Source organism: Cuniculiplasma thermophilum (assembly GCF_052315355.1).
Taxonomy (GTDB): domain Archaea; phylum Thermoplasmatota; class Thermoplasmata; order Thermoplasmatales; family Thermoplasmataceae; genus Cuniculiplasma.
The window spans coordinates 1-14,627 of sequence record NZ_JBLSDF010000042.1 but is presented as its reverse complement, the minus strand read 5'-3'; the positions used below and the strand labels follow the sequence as shown (position 1 = coordinate 14,627).

The window sequence follows — 14,627 nt, the reverse complement described above, 5'->3', positions numbered from 1 at the left end:
TGCTGATCCCATGAATAAAGCTTTACTTTCGCATAGCAGTCAATTCATGGCTGGAATGCGGATTCCGCATTACGTTTAATTGGAAATGTGAAAAGATCGGTCATAAAAAGAATTCTCATGGGAGGTTTATAGGAAAAGTCCCTATTGAATTATTTTCATATCTTAGCAGGGCAGCAATAAATCCGAAAGCTCCCATACCTGCATAACCTGCAACGGCAAGTGTTCTTCTTCCAGCTGTGTCAATTAATTTAAAACCTATGTATGTTGCTGCCACATTTATAATAGCAAATATGGAGGCCGCTTTAACTGAAAATATCTCAAGAGAAACCGCTGTCTGTGCACCTGAAATGAGGTGTAGCGTTCTAATTATTTCAGGGCCGTAATAAAAGGGGATATTGATTCCTGTTATCTGTTGGAACATCATGTACAGACCGACTATTATAAACGCCCTTTTTATTCCTGGAGTCATTTTCTTCTTCGGTTTATCCTCTACCTTATATTCTTTCCTCAGTTCTTCCTCATTTGTATCAAGACCGAGTGTTTTAAGGGATTTAACCGCGTCTCCATATCTTCCTTTTGAGATAAGCCATCTCGGTGATTCAGGCATAACAAATCTGAAGGCAAGACCGATGATAGATGGAACCGCTGCTACTCCGAGCAAAATTCTCCAATCCAATGAAAAAGCTTGTGACGGTAAACTGTAGAGAATGGCGAGACCTATCAGATATGCTCCTAGAATTCCTACGGTTATCATCCACTGCTGTAATATGCTCAAACTGCCTCTTTTATTTTTGGGAGCCCACTCTGAGATATATGAGGTGGCGATCGCTGAGTCTGCTCCTACGGCTATACCAATCAGCGTTCTTGATATCAATAGCATTGCAAGGTCTACTGTAAATGCTGATAAAATGGCTCCTAGACTGTAAAGAAAAGCATCAAAAATTAACATGTACTTTCTACCGTACTTATCTATGAGACTAGCTGCAATCAAGGCCCCAAAAGCTGCACCCAGCGATACGCCTGAAAATAGATAACCCGTTATAAACGGATTTGTTGATGTATAGGAAGTTGGTAGAAATCCTTGAACAATTCCTATATTTGATGTATCGTATCCAAAGAGAAAGCCACCAATTGTTGATAAAATGGTCAGCATATAATAAAAACGCGAAGCCTTCTCTGAATCCAATCTATCGAGTATTTTTTCATTAGATTATCATTGGTCATAATTTCCCTAAATTCATTACAAGTGATAGAGAATTTGAAGATTTCTATTCTGTTCTATTGTTTTAATATGAAAATTAACTCTCATTTCTTCTCCGTACTTCTCTTGGAAATTTATTAAAAGATCGACATCGACGGAGCGCCTACTCATTTACACCCATTTTTGCGTTTATATTGTATTTAAAGCTCTCGCGCATTAATCCTACTTACTAGACGAAAATAGGCTTATCACACTTTGTGTGTGTAATTTCGGACCTGGCATATCCGCAGAATACCTATTAACTGAGTTTGCAATTTAAAAAAGTATTGTTTGTACAGAAATTTCATCTTTTTTACTGGAAACTCGCTATTATTAGAAATATTCTCACTCCTTTGTTTCTGTTAACCCACCTGAAAGTCCGAAGATCCCGAAAATATGATATTTAACCTCAATAGGGGATGGGACCGACTGGATGTTCAAATTTTCATAGTATCAGTTCTGAAGTCCAGTTTCAGTCCAATCATTTGAAGTATTTCCACTCCAATTATGGCTGGAAAATCTATAATTTTCGAGAATTATGAATTCTGGTTCAGATATTATAATTCCATTTAGTTTTAGATACTCGAATGTCAATGAACTATGTAATTCCTTGGACGATGACCCTGGTATAGAAACAGGAATTTCACCGTAAGACATAAACCCAAGTTGTTCTGGTCTAATTCCACTGGGTAATACAGCATTTATGTAGTTACCTTCAGCTCCAGAATCTATCAGTGCGGAGAATTTGGCACTCTTGCATGTGCCCTTTACTTCAATCTGTTCGATAATCAATCCCATGTGAAAGAGCGTCCTTATGTCGGGTTCTCTTTGAATGCCTCAACCTTTCTGGTAGAGTCATTTATTATCAATGAGGCAATAATTCCTATCTTTTGCTTTTTATCCTCAACCTCTATATCTCTTGAATAGACAACAATAATACTCCAATAGCCCTGATAGAATTTTGCAGATGCAATTCTAGCTGGTCCGTCTATACCCAAATCCTTAAGGTGTTTTTCGACAACGAGTCTCACATCTTTGATATCCATCTGGACATCCTGATCCATACTATATATATTGTTATTTCTTTAATAAACATTGTTTTGAATTCTGCATTACTGTCATTAGATTTTCTATTAAAAATGCAATTCTAGAACAAAGTTTTAAGCTTTGAGGGATATATTTATGTTGAATATATTATATTTATGGGCCCGACCGGATTTGTTTAATGTTTTAAGTGAATACTGATAAATTAACAAAGATAAATGTTCTCTGCAATGAAGCAGAAGAAAAGTTGCTGGAGGTAGTTTTATATATTTCCAAGGTATATAGTTATGTAAAGCTCACATAAGAGGTGACAAAAATGATGTGCGGAGGTTCAGGCTAAAGGTAGGTTCATGGTTTCTTATTCCAAACGATAAGAATTCCTGCGTTAGGTAATGTTGGGTAATTTATTTGAAGAATATTAGGTTCTGATATGATTTCTCTAAATTTTCTTGGTATGACATATGGTTCTATTCGTGTTTCAAAGTTACCGAAATTTATTAATTGTACCAAAATCGATTTTGTAAAAGATCTTGTATACCCATAGTAATAATCCCTAGAAATGTACGTTTTTATCGAAGTAAACTCGATCTTTAACTCTTCTCTTGGCATAAGTCCTCTTAACAATACATCCCATGTATATAATAGAGGGGGTTCGGAGTTCCTGTCGATACTATATAGAATATATACTGTCTCTAATGAGGGTTCGCTCCGGCTATAGTTTATCAATATTTTCCTAATCTCATCGAAACTCATCCGTGAGGAATTACCTATGTCTTTCTTTTCTATTTCAACAGGAAGTATTTCTGGAATTATAGTTTCTTCTTTGTTTTCCGCGCTGTAGAAAGATAGTTTATATTGATAGAAACTACTAAGCTTTTCTTCTATTTCTTTCTTGTCTTTTGTAAGGTAAAAGTCTCTATCAGGTCCATATAATTCTAGGATGAAACTTCTTATTATTCCATTTCCATTTATATATTTAACGTGGGTACTGTCATACCCCCAGGTATTTACTAAGAATTGTGTTAGATTCTCCTTAATGCTGATGAAGTCATCATTTTGCTCAGTTTTCTCGAGAAGGGTAAGTTCAAGGTTGTATGATTTAACCACGGGCTCGCTAAATTCTCGCAAAAGGTTTTCTTCGTATAACTTAGCCACATCTTCATTGTCAAGCCCTACGATATCAAAGTTCTCCCTTTTAAGCCAAACTGATAAACCGAATTTCATCAACTGAGCGATTGTATCCTGATGTTTTGTAGAAAGTTCTTTAATTATATGTTCTGTGATTTGTTCTTTCGCATACGTGTGTAGCCATAATTCAGCAATGACACCCACAATTCCTGCTATAATTAGACTTGTTCCAAGAATCGAAAAGAAAGCGGACCAGAAAGGAGAACTTACATTAGGATTTAGGGAAACCGCCAAAGACAACGCTCCTGCCAATATTATTACAATCGTTATGCTGATTACATAACCAAGTTTGGTAATGAAAATTTTTAAATTCATTTAAACTAAAAAATACATCCTTTTATAAGAATGTTTTCTCATTTTTTAGCGTCGGAGAGCACGACACAAGATCCCCGTTATCTTTGTAATTCCGCACTAAGCGAAGCGGCATTGTGCTGTCAAGCATCCCCTTAAGCTCTCTCCCCTTAAATTGCACTCCGCAGGAGAGAATAATGTGCCCGGAGCGAGCCGGAAGTCCTGCTACGCAGGACCGAGTGGTGTAAGCGTCAGCGGTGGGTGGTGTGGAACACCAAGCGAAGCGATGGTGTGTAGCACCACCCATACACCACGAGCGGCGAGCACAGGACACCACCCCGGATGAGCGTAGCGAAAAAGGGGCTCTTTCGGAGAAAGAGTGCGAGCCGTAAATCAAAAGAGGGGTGGATTGCGAAGCAAGACCGGGTGAATTTTGATTGGAGGCGAAGCATGGGGTCCTGTGCTCGGCGTGAAGGCGAGCGGAGGGCACATAGTAAATAGCGAAGGCTCAAAGAGGGGTGGCTGAGCGGAGCGAAGTCGGGGTGAATTTGAGCCGGAGCTTGTCATGTTTGATTTAATCTTAAAATCTCGCTCTTTATGTCATTTATCACATCAAGATTATATATTGATTTTTTACCGTCTTTTTTCATCGATATTACATAAAAAACCTTACCTCCATACTTACTCTCAAACAATTTGTGTGTTTTAGCCTGTAGTTCATACTCTTTGTAGATTTCTGGAATATGAGAAACTCCATAAGCAGGTTTGATTTGTAAACCTATTAACTTATTGTTGACTTTGATAACGAAATCTACATTGTAATGCCTATCCATTTCGTCTGATGCTGGTTCTATCTTGACGCCTAATATACTTTGTAGCTGACCATATATGGTGTTTATCTCTGTATTATATCCGTCATAGGTCCTATCGATCACCAAATTTATGATGTAGTTAATACAGTCTTCTTCCGTAATTTCTTCTATTTCAGCTGCTAAAACCTCTGTTATTTTAACATATAATTTTCTTCCTAGCTCTATCAAGTGTTCCTTTGGTCTTACGTTTTTATAGTAATATTCCTCCCATTCTTCTTTATTTTTGGGAGCACATTTTCTTATTTCCTCAGCAACCTTTCCAACATTTCTTGAGTAATTAAGCTGGAATCTATTGGTTGCGCTGTTCAATATCCATTCTTTAGGCATTTTTTGCACTCTCCGTTTGAAACTTTAAGAAATATTCTTTCTTAGAAAAATAATTGTTACTTACATCGGCAAGCCCCATTTTGATCAATTCCTTATTTATAAATATTTTATTTTTAAGATATACGTAGGCCTTTAAATTATCTTCTGAAGTAGTTGGAACAGAGTCAAATTTTATTGTTACTTCTTTACCATTTACATACTTTGTAAGGTACTCGAGGGCTAATTCTCTTTTAGAATCCTCAATTGTTATCCCTTGCAGTGTCACAACAAGTCCCGTATCCAACTTGATAGTGTCTGGGCCAATTATTTCAATAACCTTATAGAGTCTATCTCCGTTAAATTTAAATTTATCAGGATCCATAACAGGCGTTGCATCTTTAATAGATGGGGTATATGTTTCGCTATCAGTAATAATTGTATCCTTTCTTTCATATATTTCAAATATTTTATTGCTAAAGAGCGTTTTGTTATAGTAACCTACCTTTTTCTTTATTACTTCAAGAAATGCTGGGTTTACTTCATAGCCTATAGAATTTCTTTCAAGTTCGCTAGCTGACTTCATAGTAGTACCACTTCCTAAAAAAGGATCTAGTATCCAGTCGCCCACAAAACTGAACATTTTTATTAGTCTCTTAGGAAGTTCTTCTGGGAACATAGCTTGATGCTCTACTTGATGTTCTCCTCCAAATGTCCAGTGCCCTGAAAAGTATTCCTTCCATTCTTCCTTTGTTAATTTCGATAACTCTTTCCTATCTGGAGTTATATCAGTCCTAGTTCCTGGTTTCTTAAATATTAGAATGAATTCATAATCTATTTCTATTAATCCGTTAGGTGGATAGGGGTAGGAGCCCATAACATTAGCTCCTCCTGTTGTATTCATTGTGGTTTTCTTTTGCCAGATTATAGAGCCCATATAGTCGAAGCCTATGTGCTCACATTGGGCTATGATTTCCGCATGCAAAGGAGCAATTTTATATCTACCATAGACTATGCTCCGCATGAACTGATCTCCAATATTTATGCATAGCCTTGTTCCAGGTTTCAGCACTCTAAAACACTCCTTCCAGACTCTATATAGATCCCTCAGATATTGGTGAATAGTCTGCCCATACCCTATTTGATTATATGTACCATAATTTTTCAATTGCCAATAAGGCGGAGAAGTTATTATCAGATCTACCGTTTCCTTATCGATCTCTTCCATACTTCTCGAATCAGCAATTATGATTTTGTGTGTCGTCATATTATAGCCTCTTCCTTAGTTCCGCAGATACTATCGATTCATCTGATAATAATATTTGCGATTCCATGGTATAGTATCTGCCAATCTTTTTCTTTATTAATGTGATTAATCCAAGGTTCTGTAAATAGTTTACGCTTTGAAAGAATGTTGATTTGCTCATTCCTTTGAGAAGTATGTTATCGTTATTGGATACTTCTGCGTAAGCCTTGTTGGTATCCTGATTCTTTATCAGCGATGCAAGTATCAACAGATCCCTGTCTCCAAGATTTCTAAGGGTTTCGCCTTCAACTTCTATGTAAGCCTGTCTTAAGGCGTTCCTGACATCTTCGTCACTCCATTTATTGTTCCTGCCAAGAATTTCCAGTGCTTTTATTCCTATTCTGGCATCGCTCCTGTAATCCCTTACTAACATGGCAGACAACAGACCTATAGCCTCCTTGCTGTAATTATAAAGGCCTTCCTCTGCCCTCATCTCCAGTATCTCCTTCATCTCATTTGCTGTGTACTCATGGAATACTATATGATCAGGCTGAAGCGAACTCTTAACGCTTTCGTCGTTCATATCCTTGTACCAGTAGACCTTCTGCGTCAAAAGAATGAGGTTTGCTTTGGTGTGTCTGGTTATATGATAAAGAATATCATAGTCCTGCAGGAAATCTACTTCGTCCAGAATAACTAGGGATTTTCCAGATAATAGTGAATCGAATCTTCTTTTCACTTCATCGATATCGTGGCCTCTGCTGGATATTTTTGTCATTGTCCTGTATATCTTTATGGATGTCGGGTTCTCCCTTGCATTTACATAATAGTACGGAATGGATTTGCTCTCTTTTAGAGCCTTTGCCATTGTCAATGCACTGAGCGTCTTACCAGATCCCTTAGAACCGTAAATGATTATGTGCCTTGGCAGATTCAGGTTAACATAATCGGCAAGGTCATTTGTTACTTTGTCCAGTTCGCTCCTTATCAGTATCTTATCAGGTTTGTAATCCATATCAAATAAGAGAGCGTTCTTTATGTTGCTTGTCTCCTTTGCTCTCTGCTTTACCTTGCTCTCAAGGAATGCATAGGGATCTTTTATGGGCAAAGAATCACCTTGATTCAGCTTCTCATGAAAGATTATTAAAAGTATCGAACAAGTAAAACGGCTGGTTTTTCAGAACAGTCAGAATGAGCTATGGAGAGAGAGTGTCAAAAAACGAGTGAGCCTATTTTTTGATTTGATTGTAAAAAAATAAAATGGAAAAATTTTCATTTTTTCGGAATGTAATGTCCATTGTATCAGATATATAATATATAATAAAGAAGCCCTGACGCGTTCGCTGACTCTCTCTCTTTCAGAGAGACTGCGATTCCTCCCTGATTATTCTTAATACAGGTGTTATGGAGCATCCTATGGCTTTGGCTATTGCCCTTGCGGATAATCCTTTACTTTTCAATTCCAGCACCTTCTTTTTATCTATGAAATATCCGTTTTTAGTCTTAAGGGATGGCCTCCCGAACTTTATGCCTTTACTCAAAGCCTGTTCTCTGCCTGCTTTTGTTCGATAGTTTATCATATTCCTTTCGAACTCTGCGAATGCACCTAAAATCTGCAGTAAAAGCCTGCCGTTTGGTGTTGTTGTATCTATTCCTGAATCGTTTACGCTCACGAATCCTATGCCATTCTCCTCAAGGAATTCGAGCGTTTTTAAAAAATCTGACAGGGAGCGGGCAAACCTGTCTATCTTCGATACAATTATGACTCTGGGCTTTCTTTCAAGGGATTTGAGCATCCTTTCGAACTCAGGCCTCTGCGTGTTTTTGCCGGATTTTGCCCTATCCTCAAAGAATTCAACATCGTAGCCCTTAGCCTTTGCGTACCTTAAGATTTCGTCTTTTTGCCTCTCGTTTGAGCCCTGTTTTACCTCCTCCTGAGTGCTTGCGCGAACATAGCCAAAGGCGAGCGTCATTTAAATCATAGAATTTAGTTACGCATATGTTATTAAAATCCGGTGTTTAGTGACGTTACTAAAATTACAAGTTTGGTGACAGTGAGATCACATGCTATTGTTTTTCGAAGCTCTACGTTTCGAGTATCTTCTTAGGAGCACTAATACTCCAAAAGCCTATAGAGCAGCGTAGAACACGGTGCTCGCTAGTGAGTTGAATCTTATACATTCATACAAATAATAAAGGCCGACTGTTAAAACCACTAAACCCGAAACTGCAATGGAAGTGGAAATGATAAAGTATTCTCTCCGGCTTAATCTTTGAGTCATAAGATCTGCCTCACGATTGAACTTGAGAGCATCTGAAGACACAGATATTGCATTTGTATTATTATCTTCTACCCATTTTTTCAAATTCTTCTCTTGCTCCCTTTAGGGCACGTAAAATACGGTCTTCCTTTGGAGTGTGCTCACCTATTACTGTGAAGAATTCCTCATCAGAGTTTATTTTCCCTTGAAGGTAGAGATCAGATGCTTCTTTCAGTTTCTGTTTATAAATATCGGAGTCAGAATCGTCAACTATGTTGCTATAAATGAAGTTAGGCTTTGTCGTATTTGACCTGTAAATTATTTTTCTTCCAAAACCCGTTTTAAATCTAATAGATTGGGCGGTAAGAACCACAGCAGCGAAGGTCAGTGCATCTACAATATAGTAAAGTGGAGTATAATAAGGAGATGAGCTGGGTACAAAATATAAAACTGAGAATAATACAAGGAAGTCAACAACTGCTACAATTAATAACGGAACCCAACGCGTAAATCTACCGGAGAATGCCATTCTACTCCCTCTAATGTCTGAATGTTAATTACTTTTTCTTTTAATATTTCAAAGCTTTATAACTTAACGCTACAAGTTAACCGTTACTTGGTTAACCGTTTCTTAATATCCAGTTCGATGTTTTCCAAGTCTTTGCCCTTTTCCTTTTCAATCCTGTTGAGGTCTTCTCGCCACTTCTTAATGAGTTCTTCCGATCCGAAGTACTTTGAATATCTCTTGTAGGTTTCATACTGCCTCTCCGTGACCTTAAAGCCCACTGTTTTCGTGTATTTTTCATCATCAACTTTTGGTTCTCTGCCCTCATCTGAGTTCTGTGATATGAGGCTGTCCAGGCCTCTTTTTTTGATATCGTTCATCATTTCACCCTGAGCTTTCTTTCAATCTCTTTTGCTAATTCAAAATATGATCTGGATGCAGGTGCAGTTTTACGATAACTCACTGCAGGTTTTCCTGCCATGGTAGAATCTGTTATGGTAACATTTCTCGGTATTATGGTATTCAGCAGATCCTTAGGGTAATGCTTCCTTAGATCGTTCAATACCTCCTTTGAGGATCTTGTTCTGGAATTATACATAGTAAGCAACATTCCAAGCAGTTTTACATTCCTTGAGAGTCTGGAGTTCACGAGTTTTATGACTCTCATGAGTTGTGTTAAACCTTCAAGTGCGAAGAATTCTGCCTGTACTGGGATAAGCACATAGTCGGAGGCAACGAGCGAGTTCAAGGTGAATAAGCCGAGGCTGGGCGGGGTGTCTATGAGGACAAAATCATATTTCCCTGACATCCTCTTAAGTTCGTTGTCCAGTATATACTCCCTGCCGATTTTACCGTTGAGCTCAACCTCTGCACCTGCGAGGTCTATCGTGCTGGGAACTATGTCTAAATAGCCCTTTGTGATTATGGCATCTTCGAGCCGGCCGTTGAGCATGACATCGTATATGGTGGATTTTATCGAGGACTTGTCTATGCCGAAATGCGTTGTGAGGTTGCCTTGAGGATCTATGTCTATAAGCAATACCCTGTGCTTCTCTGCAAGAACTGAGCCTAAGTTCGCAACGGTTGTTGTTTTCCCGCAACCTCCCTTCTGGTTCGCCACTGAAATTATCATTGTTCATACTTGGAAGGAAAGAGTTAAAAGTTTATGGTTAACCTGTGTGGAATAACGGTTAGCGGTTAACTTTGAATTGTAAGAAAGTCTTTAGTATTTTTGAGTGAAGATTAGTATGTGAGAAAATGGCAGACTTTCCTTCTGATATACAAGCACTTGTTGTAGGGGGGATATTTGTTTTTATCGGCATATCAATACTGACAATGCAAGTGGCATCTGGAAGTTCGGTTGTCTTTATTCATAATATTGGGTGGGCGTTCTTAATTGGAGGTGGTATCAGCCTTGCGGCCGGGCTTTTAGGGGTTTATGAACGTATTAGAGGGCTATAGAAAGTGATCAGGTATGTCAGAATCTCCTGAAACTCCTCAAGTACAAAATGAAGCAATTGCCCAATCAGTTAAATATGAAACCAAAGCACCTGATTCTTCTGAAGTAAAACCTCAATTTAACCATAGTGTAAAAGTAAGTATTGATTACTTTTTTTTCTTGGTCTCATTCTTAGCAGTTATTATTTTCTCTATGACCCCATTGCTAAGCAAGGCGCTTCCTGAATTAACTCTATTTGCAAAGGTTGTTGTTCCTCTTGTGGTGCTGGGGGTATTCTTTGCGTTTGTTGGTACACATATTGAAATCATAATGCTGAAACAAACATATAATTTGCATATATCTGATATTTTTTTCTTGATAATTTTATTAATAGAATTATTTTTTGTATCGTATTACATTTACTTGTGAGCTAATCCTTTTTCAGTATCTACTAGCGTCTCCTTCAGAGAATCTATTGTCATCACCGTAGCATTTTCTCCTATTCCCTGATACTTGTCAATGAGCTCCTTGTTAGGAACGATTATGATAACCTTGAGGTTTGTCTTTGCTATCCTGTCTTTTAGATCCTCCATGCTGTGCTTTAGGCCTGTCTCGATTTCAACCATGAAGAAATCAGTTTCGATATCGAACGCTCCTCTCTCACCTGTTGTGGATACCCTGTTTATCGATATGCCGTGCTCCGTTAATATATCAACAACCTGAGACTGCATTCCTGTGTGCAGGTTCGATAAGTTGGGGCTCTTTGAGTAATACATCACTATGGGCTTTCCGTCCTTTATGTATTTTACCCTGCCTACCTCGTTGTTGTTCTTAAGCTCTTCAAGCACCGTTTTGACCTTGAGCTTTGCCTGATCCTTCTCTATACCGTATTTGGCGGATATCTCCTTGCCCATCTCTGTTGCATAGGACATCCTCTCATTAAGAATGCTAAGAACCTCCTCCCTGTAGTCTATTTCCTTCCCTCTCCCTCCGGCTTCCTCTTCCAACCTTTCTTCCTTCACCGTTGCTATAATCCTCTGCGATTCCTTATGTTCGTTTCCGTCTGGTATGTATGTAAGCACCGGAGAGAACTGCTGGCTCTCAGGGAATTCTATATCCGTGAACTGCCTTGGCTGTAATATTGATACGGCGAACCTTACGAGCGGATTGTATGAGAGCATCTGCAGATCGGCATCTCCCAAGCGGAATGTGAATTTCGTCCCGAAGTTTGCCCTCATCTCAGGCAGTATGTCGATAAGGTTCTGCGTTATTATCCATAGCATTCCCTTGTCCCTTATCTCCCTGCTCATAACATCAAGTATGGTATGATAAGATTTTGTAAGCCTGTGAGCCTCGTCTATGCATATCAAGACATCTTTCCTTTTGCGTTCTTCCATTTCCCTGTATATCTGCCTGAGCATCAATTCGGCGTAGAAATTCTGGGACTGCTTCGTCGGTAAGGTTGAGAAATCGAACACAATACTCTCACTGCCTATCTCGACACTGCCCATGTCATCGATTATAAGCGATTTCACATTCTGCTCTATTGCGTTGAGCGTTTCGATCTGGTTCTTCGAGGCTGATTTTCTTTTCTCGGATATCGTTTTCATGAATGTTTTCCAGTCGTTGCTCTGGGAGGCGATCTCCTGCAGAAACGCGGGTGTCTGCTGTAGCTGTATTCCCGTGCTAGTCTTCTCGCTGAAAAATGCGGTCATGTAAGCCTCTGAGAAGGCATTTATGTCCCTGAATGGATTCGGAAGGCACTGCTTCGCATCTATTACTGGTATTCCAAGATGGACTTCATGGTCATCTGGCTTGAATGAGAATATGATCCTCTGCTTCTCGCTGAATTTAGATAATAAATGAATTGTAAGATAGCTCTTTCCCTGCCCCGATACACCTGTGATCGATACGTTCCTGTTTCCCTTGTGCTCTATGTAATCCCTTAAGTCAATTGCTCTTGCTGAACATTCCTCCCTCCTGAACTTTCCCTTTTCTAAGTCTGGAACAATGGCATACGCTAGTGCTGAATGGCCTGCGAATCTCTTAAGCCTTGAAAATGGGTTATAGAAAAGCCTCTCCTGATTTCTTATGGGCAGTTCTATTATCGGCTTTGAGAGTATCTTCTTTGCGTTTACAAAGTCAGAGAAGCCAGTTTCCTTCATAATCCTGCTCTTTTGTTTTCCAGATATTTAATCGTATTTGGCTACCTTTTAATTATGTATCGCCTGTGTGGGTTTACCACGATTGTGTAATGCTCAACGCTGACCGTGTGTGTTTCAAAGAAATACAGTATTGCTATTGCAGATAGGACTGCAAAAAGCACAAGCGAATACTCTAGGCCGAGCATTGTGTATATGAGGTAAGCAGGGAAGAAAAAGAGAACACCGAATACGAGTATGTAAATCAGCAGTGTGAAGGCAAAGATTATGATTATGATTGCTCCTATGACAGCGTAAGCGATGCCTGCAATGCCGAGAATCTCGTAAAAAATATTGCCCGAGGTTGCCATGGTGATAAGATGCTGGAATAATCCGTTCCATAGCAGACTCGTTATGAAAAATGCAGGGGCCGATATCAAAAATGTCAGGATTAATGTATCCTCGTCCATGCTTTACCTCTGTGCCCTGAATCTCCTGTTTGGTGTTATCGTTGCAGATATGGTTGCCTCCTCACGCCTGAATATGAGGCCGCGCTTTGTTATAGTGAGATCTATCCTGAAAACCGGATTCGATTCATATTCCAAGTAGCTTATGTCCGGATTCCTTTCCATGAACTCCCTCATCTCGTTGATTATTCTCCTTTCCTCTGCTTCGTAACGGTTTACCGTGTTTTCTATCACTTTTTCCTGCAATCTCTCTAGCGTGCCTCTCCTGTCTGCCGGATAATCGTAATGGACAGCGATCTCCTGCTGTGGCTTTTCGCCTCTCCTTATAACTATCTCTCTATTTTCCATCTTCTTTTCCTCCATGGAGGAAAGATAGCCATGTCTGTGCTTTTGCAATGAATTCAGATGCTTTCAGCGAATCAGGTTCGCACAAAAGGACATAGGTTAAGGGATTTTCAGGGAATTTTTTTGCGAATTCCTTTTTAAGTCTTGATATATCTATGGTTCTTTCCTCCACAGATAGTAAAGGCATTCATCAGGTATTATCCTAAAAAAATAGGTTTAAATACTTGAAAAAAGCACCTATTTATCCTGTTTATCGCTGTTTTCTCTATTATCTCCTTCTTTATGATTAAGGCTATCCTTCCTCCTTCTATTGTATTCGAATGGGAATCCTCTCCATTCCTTATATGTTTCAGAGTTAAGCTTGAGCCTGAAAAAGCCGTAATATGTGCCACAATTAAGGCAATAGTATTCCGGCGTTTCCATGAAGTTTCTTGCAAAGAACAAAAAAGTTGCCTTATCCATATATCCAAGGGTATTCTTGAAATTGCATCTTGCACAATAGAGGACAACCTTGACATAGTGTCCCAAATGTTGTGTATTTATAAAGGATACCTCCTTTGGAACATTTCCTTAATCTCATCAATGCATTTATAATATCCCCTCAATGATCTCATAGACCATTTGTCATTTATCTCTGCTGCTCTCAGATAAATGATCTTAATTGCACTCTCTTCAGAAGGCATTGAATCAATGATCCTGATCCTTCTTCTTATCTCCTTGTTCATGCGTTCTATGAGATTTGTAGAATGTATTGATCTCCTTATGGATTCAGGATAGTCATGATACTTCAACAGAACATTCAGATTTTTTCCATGTTGTATAATGGTCTTGGATATTTTGAAGACCATTTATTCTTGAATTCATTGAATCGATCAATTGATTCATTCCTTGATCTTGAAAGGAATATATTTTTCAGATCATTATCGATCTCATTTCTATCCTGCACCCTCACATGTGTTTCAAAGTTTCTTGATGCATGTACTGTGCATAGCTGGAAATCAGCTCTTGGATATATCTGTTTTACCTCTTCCTCTATTCCAGGCAATCCATCTCCTATGAATAAAAGAGGTTCTTCAACACCTCTTTCATTTAGATCAATGAGAACATTCCTGTATGCAATGTGATTCTCAACAGGATTCATGTAGAATCCCAATATTTCATAATTACCATTCTCTCTTATTCCCATTGCAAATATGACACATTCCTTTTCAACAGTATCCCTTCTTAGAGAGAAGAACATTGCATCCATGAAGATTGCAATGTATCTCTTATCAAGTGGCCTTGAT

The 14,627-nt window shown here is 38.7% G+C and carries 19 protein-coding genes; 1 reads left to right on the top strand and 18 read right to left on the bottom strand.

The annotated features are described in order from the left end of the window. Window positions 1–115: 115 nt before the first annotated feature. The 11 genes from ACNF42_RS07545 to ACNF42_RS07495 all read right to left on the bottom strand — a co-directional run bounded on the left by ACNF42_RS07545 (window position 116) and on the right by ACNF42_RS07495 (window position 10,082). Window positions 116–1,186 (bottom strand): MFS transporter, encoded by a 1,071-nt coding sequence (locus tag ACNF42_RS07545; RefSeq protein ID WP_443340142.1) that lies wholly within the window; start codon window positions 1,184–1,186, stop codon window positions 116–118. Window positions 1,187–1,693: 507 nt separating this feature from the next. Beyond that, the gene (locus ACNF42_RS07540; RefSeq protein ID WP_443340141.1) at window positions 1,694–2,038 is read right to left on the bottom strand and encodes a hypothetical protein; all 345 of its coding nucleotides are present in this window, start codon (window positions 2,036–2,038) and stop codon (window positions 1,694–1,696) included. 14 nt (window positions 2,039–2,052) lie between these two features. Further along, on the bottom strand, window positions 2,053–2,304 hold the full coding sequence (locus ACNF42_RS07535; protein ID WP_443340139.1) for a hypothetical protein: 252 nt from the start codon (window positions 2,302–2,304) through the stop codon (window positions 2,053–2,055). Window positions 2,305–2,632: 328 nt separating this feature from the next. Further along, entirely contained in the window at window positions 2,633–3,787 is a 1,155-nt protein-coding gene (locus tag ACNF42_RS07530; protein WP_443340138.1) for a hypothetical protein, read from the bottom strand. A gap of 539 nt (window positions 3,788–4,326) precedes the next feature. Then, window positions 4,327–4,962 carry an MjaI family restriction endonuclease gene (locus tag ACNF42_RS07525; protein WP_443340137.1) on the bottom strand — a complete coding sequence of 212 codons (636 nt, stop codon included), beginning with the start codon at window positions 4,960–4,962 and terminating at the stop codon, window positions 4,327–4,329. Continuing rightward, entirely contained in the window at window positions 4,955–6,166 is a 1,212-nt protein-coding gene (locus tag ACNF42_RS07520; RefSeq protein ID WP_443340136.1) for a DNA methyltransferase, read from the bottom strand. The genes ACNF42_RS07525 and ACNF42_RS07520 overlap by 8 nt, the downstream gene beginning before the upstream one ends. Window positions 6,167–6,206: 40 nt before the next feature. After that, a complete protein-coding gene (locus tag ACNF42_RS07515) occupies window positions 6,207–7,292 on the bottom strand; it encodes a Cdc6/Cdc18 family protein (RefSeq protein ID WP_443340135.1) in 1,086 nt (361 codons plus the stop codon). A 250-nt stretch (window positions 7,293–7,542) separates the two neighbouring features. Then, window positions 7,543–8,157: a recombinase family protein gene (locus tag ACNF42_RS07510; protein WP_443340134.1), complete on the bottom strand. Its 615-nt coding sequence runs from the start codon at window positions 8,155–8,157 to the stop codon at window positions 7,543–7,545. Between the two features lie 370 nt (window positions 8,158–8,527). Then, window positions 8,528–8,974, bottom strand: a complete 447-nt coding sequence (locus ACNF42_RS07505; RefSeq protein WP_443340132.1) for a hypothetical protein — start codon at window positions 8,972–8,974, stop codon at window positions 8,528–8,530. Between the two features lie 83 nt (window positions 8,975–9,057). Beyond that, entirely contained in the window at window positions 9,058–9,330 is a 273-nt protein-coding gene (locus ACNF42_RS07500; protein ID WP_443340131.1) for a hypothetical protein, read from the bottom strand. Beyond that, window positions 9,330–10,082, bottom strand: a complete 753-nt coding sequence (locus ACNF42_RS07495) for a ParA family protein (protein WP_443340130.1) — start codon at window positions 10,080–10,082, stop codon at window positions 9,330–9,332. Before ACNF42_RS07495 ends, ACNF42_RS07500 begins: the two co-directional genes overlap by 1 nt. A gap of 342 nt (window positions 10,083–10,424) precedes the next feature. On the opposite strand from ACNF42_RS07495, the gene ACNF42_RS07490 reads away from it, so the two are divergent. Continuing rightward, window positions 10,425–10,817, top strand: a complete 393-nt coding sequence (locus ACNF42_RS07490; RefSeq protein ID WP_443340129.1) for a hypothetical protein — start codon at window positions 10,425–10,427, stop codon at window positions 10,815–10,817. Here the strand turns inward: ACNF42_RS07490 and ACNF42_RS07485 are convergent. The 7 genes from ACNF42_RS07485 to ACNF42_RS07455 all read right to left on the bottom strand — a co-directional run. Then, on the bottom strand, window positions 10,808–12,553 hold the full coding sequence (locus ACNF42_RS07485) for an ATP-binding protein (protein ID WP_443340128.1): 1,746 nt from the start codon (window positions 12,551–12,553) through the stop codon (window positions 10,808–10,810). The genes ACNF42_RS07490 and ACNF42_RS07485 overlap by 10 nt on opposite strands. A gap of 41 nt (window positions 12,554–12,594) precedes the next feature. Continuing rightward, window positions 12,595–12,999, bottom strand: coding sequence for a hypothetical protein (locus ACNF42_RS07480; RefSeq protein WP_443340127.1), 405 nt, complete (start codon window positions 12,997–12,999; stop codon window positions 12,595–12,597). 3 nt (window positions 13,000–13,002) lie between these two features. After that, the gene (locus tag ACNF42_RS07475; RefSeq protein WP_443340126.1) at window positions 13,003–13,344 is read right to left on the bottom strand and encodes a hypothetical protein; all 342 of its coding nucleotides are present in this window, start codon (window positions 13,342–13,344) and stop codon (window positions 13,003–13,005) included. Next, a complete protein-coding gene (locus tag ACNF42_RS07470) occupies window positions 13,334–13,528 on the bottom strand; it encodes a hypothetical protein (protein ID WP_443340125.1) in 195 nt (64 codons plus the stop codon). Before ACNF42_RS07470 ends, ACNF42_RS07475 begins: the two co-directional genes overlap by 11 nt. Before the next feature lie 50 nt (window positions 13,529–13,578). Continuing rightward, window positions 13,579–13,869: a hypothetical protein gene (locus ACNF42_RS07465; protein ID WP_443340124.1), complete on the bottom strand. Its 291-nt coding sequence runs from the start codon at window positions 13,867–13,869 to the stop codon at window positions 13,579–13,581. Between the two features lie 11 nt (window positions 13,870–13,880). Then, complete coding sequence (locus ACNF42_RS07460; protein ID WP_443340123.1) at window positions 13,881–14,132, bottom strand: transposase; 252 nt, start codon at window positions 14,130–14,132, stop codon at window positions 13,881–13,883. Between the two features lie 8 nt (window positions 14,133–14,140). Further along, on the bottom strand, window positions 14,141–14,627 hold a 487-nt coding region (locus tag ACNF42_RS07455), incomplete at its 5' end, for an IS256 family transposase (protein WP_443340122.1).

Bases quoted from the DNA above. Each gene is read 5' to 3' on its own strand.
- ACNF42_RS07485 (WP_443340128.1), bottom strand. From the start codon at position 12,553: ATGAAGGAAACTGGCTTCTCTGACTTTGTAAACGCAAAGAAGATACTC.
- ACNF42_RS07535 (WP_443340139.1), bottom strand. From the start codon at position 2,304: ATGGATCAGGATGTCCAGATGGATATCAAAGATGTGAGACTCGTTGTC.
- ACNF42_RS07470 (WP_443340125.1), bottom strand. From the start codon at position 13,528: ATGCCTTTACTATCTGTGGAGGAAAGAACCATAGATATATCAAGACTT.
- ACNF42_RS07530 (WP_443340138.1), bottom strand. From the start codon at position 3,787: ATGAATTTAAAAATTTTCATTACCAAACTTGGTTATGTAATCAGCATA.
- ACNF42_RS07480 (WP_443340127.1), bottom strand. From the start codon at position 12,999: ATGGACGAGGATACATTAATCCTGACATTTTTGATATCGGCCCCTGCA.
- ACNF42_RS07525 (WP_443340137.1), bottom strand. From the start codon at position 4,962: ATGCCTAAAGAATGGATATTGAACAGCGCAACCAATAGATTCCAGCTT.
- ACNF42_RS07505 (WP_443340132.1), bottom strand. From the start codon at position 8,974: ATGGCATTCTCCGGTAGATTTACGCGTTGGGTTCCGTTATTAATTGTA.
- ACNF42_RS07490 (WP_443340129.1), top strand. From the start codon at position 10,425: ATGTCAGAATCTCCTGAAACTCCTCAAGTACAAAATGAAGCAATTGCC.
- ACNF42_RS07495 (WP_443340130.1), bottom strand. From the start codon at position 10,082: ATGATAATTTCAGTGGCGAACCAGAAGGGAGGTTGCGGGAAAACAACA.
- ACNF42_RS07520 (WP_443340136.1), bottom strand. From the start codon at position 6,166: ATGGAAGAGATCGATAAGGAAACGGTAGATCTGATAATAACTTCTCCG.
- ACNF42_RS07510 (WP_443340134.1), bottom strand. From the start codon at position 8,157: ATGACGCTCGCCTTTGGCTATGTTCGCGCAAGCACTCAGGAGGAGGTA.
- ACNF42_RS07500 (WP_443340131.1), bottom strand. From the start codon at position 9,330: ATGAACGATATCAAAAAAAGAGGCCTGGACAGCCTCATATCACAGAAC.
- ACNF42_RS07475 (WP_443340126.1), bottom strand. From the start codon at position 13,344: ATGGAAAATAGAGAGATAGTTATAAGGAGAGGCGAAAAGCCACAGCAG.
- ACNF42_RS07540 (WP_443340141.1), bottom strand. From the start codon at position 2,038: ATGGGATTGATTATCGAACAGATTGAAGTAAAGGGCACATGCAAGAGT.